The organism is Clostridium sp. 19966 (assembly GCF_032335695.1).
In the GTDB taxonomy this organism is placed as follows: domain Bacteria; phylum Bacillota; class Clostridia; order Clostridiales; family Clostridiaceae; genus JACTOJ01.
This window is the reverse complement of record NZ_JACTOJ010000071.1, coordinates 1-2,942: the sequence shown is the minus strand read 5'-3', so window position 1 is coordinate 2,942 and position 2,942 is coordinate 1. Positions and strand designations below refer to the sequence as shown.

Sequence of the window (2,942 nt, the reverse complement as noted above, 5' to 3'; positions counted from 1 at the left end):
TATTCTTTCAAAATTGCACATAAGAATTATTAGGTCAAGCCCTCGACCAATTAGTACTAGTCAGCTGAATACATTACTGTACTTACACCTCTAGCCTATCAACCATGTGTTCTTCATGGGGTCTTACTGACTTAACGTCATGGGAAATCTCATCTTGAGGTGGGCTTCACGCTTAGATGCTTTCAGCGTTTATCCCTTCCCGACATAGCTACCCAGCCGTGCCCTTGGCAGGACAACTGGTACACCAGAGGTCAGTCCATCCCGGTCCTCTCGTACTAAGGACAGCTCCTCTCAAATTTCCTACGCCCGCGACGGATAGGGACCGAACTGTCTCACGACGTTCTGAACCCAGCTCGCGTGCCGCTTTAATGGGCGAACAGCCCAACCCTTGGGACCTACTTCAGCCCCAGGATGCGACGAGCCGACATCGAGGTGCCAAACCTCCCCGTCGATGTGGACTCTTGGGGGAGATCAGCCTGTTATCCCCGAGGTAGCTTTTATCCGTTGAGCGATGGCCCTCCCACGAGGAACCACCGGATCACTAAGCCCGACTTTCGTCCCTGCTCCACTTGTAAGTGTCGCAGTCAGGCTCCCTTCTGCCTTTGCACTCTTCGAACGATTTCCAACCGTTCTGAGGGAACCTTTGGGCGCCTCCGTTACATTTTAGGAGGCGACCGCCCCAGTCAAACTGCCCATCTAACAATGTCCCGTTACCAGATTCATGGTACCCGGTTAGAATCTCAGTACTGTCAGGGTGGTATCCCAAGGATGACTCCACAGCCCCTGACGAAGCTGCTTCCAAGTCTCCCACCTATCCTGTACAGACAATACCGAAACTCAATGCTAAACTACAGTAAAGCTCTACGGGGTCTTTCCGTCCAATCGCGGGTAGCAAGCATCTTCACTTGCACTACAATTTCGCCGGATTTGCAGTTGAGACAGTGCCCAAGTCATTACGCCATTCGTGCGGGTCGGAACTTACCCGACAAGGAATTTCGCTACCTTAGGACCGTTATAGTTACGGCCGCCGTTTACTGGGGCTTAAGTTCATGCCTTCGCTTGCGCTAAGCAATCCCCTTAACCTTCCAGCACCGGGCAGGCGTCAGCCCCTATACATCAGCTTTCGCTTTAGCAGAGACCTGTGTTTTTGCTAAACAGTTGCTTGGGCCTATTCTCTGCGACCTACTCTCGTAGGCACCCCTTATCCCGAAGTTACGGGGTCAATTTGCCGAGTTCCTTAACTGCAATTCTTCCGCTGGTCTTAGGATTCTCTCCTCACCTACCTGTGTCGGTTTGCGGTACGGGCACTATTTTGCTCCCTAGAGGCTTTTCTTGGCAGCGTGGAATCAGATACTTCGCTACTTAATTTCGCTCCCCATCATACCTCAGCATTGAACAAACGGATTTGCCTGTCTGTTCTGCCTAAGTACTTAGACCCACATCCAATAGTGGGCACATCCTATCCTCCTGCGTCACCCCATCGGTAATAACGCTAATAGTGGTATCGGAATATCAACCGATTGTCCATCACCTACGCCATTTGGCCTCGGCTTAGGTCCCGACTAACCCTGAGCGGACGAGCCTTCCTCAGGAAACCTTAGGTTTTCGACCACTAAGATTCTCACTTAGTTCTCGCTACTTATGCCAGCATTCTCTCTCCTGTACAGTCCACCACTCCTTTCGGTATGACTTCAGCCCATACAGGATGCTCCTCTACCGCTAACGCGTAAGCGTTAACCCGTAGCTTCGGTAGTAAGTTTTAGCCCCGGACATATTCGGCGCAGGATCTCTCGACTAGTGAGCTATTACGCACTCTTTAAATGAGTGGCTGCTTCTAAGCCAACATCCTAGTTGTCTTAGAAATCCCACATCCTTTACCACTTAACTTACATTTTGGGACCTTAGCTGACGGTCTGGGCTTTTTCCCTTTTGACCACGGATCTTATCACTCGTAGTCTGACTGCTGAAATAAAGTATATGGCATTCGGAGTTTGATAGGGTTCAGTAACCGCAATGGCCCCTAGCCCATTCAGTGCTCTACCTCCACTACTCATCTTTCAACGCTAGCCCTAAAGCTATTTCGAGGAGAACCAGCTATCTCCGAGTTCGATTGGAATTTCTCCGCTATCCACAGCTCATCCCATGGTTTTTCAACACCAACGTGGTTCGGGCCTCCACGGAATTTTACTTCCGCTTCACCCTGTCCATGGATAGGTCACCCGGTTTCGGGTCTACAGCATGTAACTATCCGCCCTATTCAGACTCGGTTTCCCTTCGGCTCCACACCTTAAGTGCTTAACCTTGCTACATACCGTAACTCGCTGGCTCGTTCTACAAAAAGCACGTCATCACACATATAAAGTGCTATGACCGGTTGTAGGCACACGGTTTCAGATTCTATTTCACTCCCCTCCCGGGGTTCTTTTCACCTTTCCCTCACGGTACTTCTTCACTATCGGTCATCAGGTAGTATTTAGCCTTGGGAGGTGGTCCTCCCTGCTTCCCACAAGGTTTCACGTGTCTCGTGGTACTCTGGATGTAATCTGTACTCAGATAATTTTCACCTACGTGGCTATTACACTCTATGGCTTAACTTTCCAGATGTGTTCGGTTAACCATCATCGTACGTTATGACTACTCCGCAACCCCAGAAACAAGTTTCTGGTTTGGGCTCTTTCCCTTTCGCTCGCCGCTACTTAGGAAATCGAATTTTCTTTCTCTTCCTCCGGGTACTTAGATGTTTCAGTTCCCCGGGTTTACCTTCCTTAAGCTATGAATTCACTTAAAGATACATAGGGTTACCTATGTGAGTTTCCTCATTCGGAAATCTTCGGATCACAGACTATGTGCGTCTACCCGAAGCTTATCGCAGCTTATCGCGTCCTTCATCGGCTCCTGATGCCAAGGCATTCACCATGCGCCCTTTGTAGCTTGACCTTAAT

1 rRNA gene is annotated in these 2,942 nt (G+C 49.7%); it reads right to left on the bottom strand.

What is annotated here, in order from left to right:
- Positions 1–30: 30 nt before the first annotated feature.
- A 23S ribosomal RNA gene (locus IAI10_RS24485) occupies positions 31–2,937 on the bottom strand.
- Positions 2,938–2,942 lie beyond the last annotated feature (5 nt).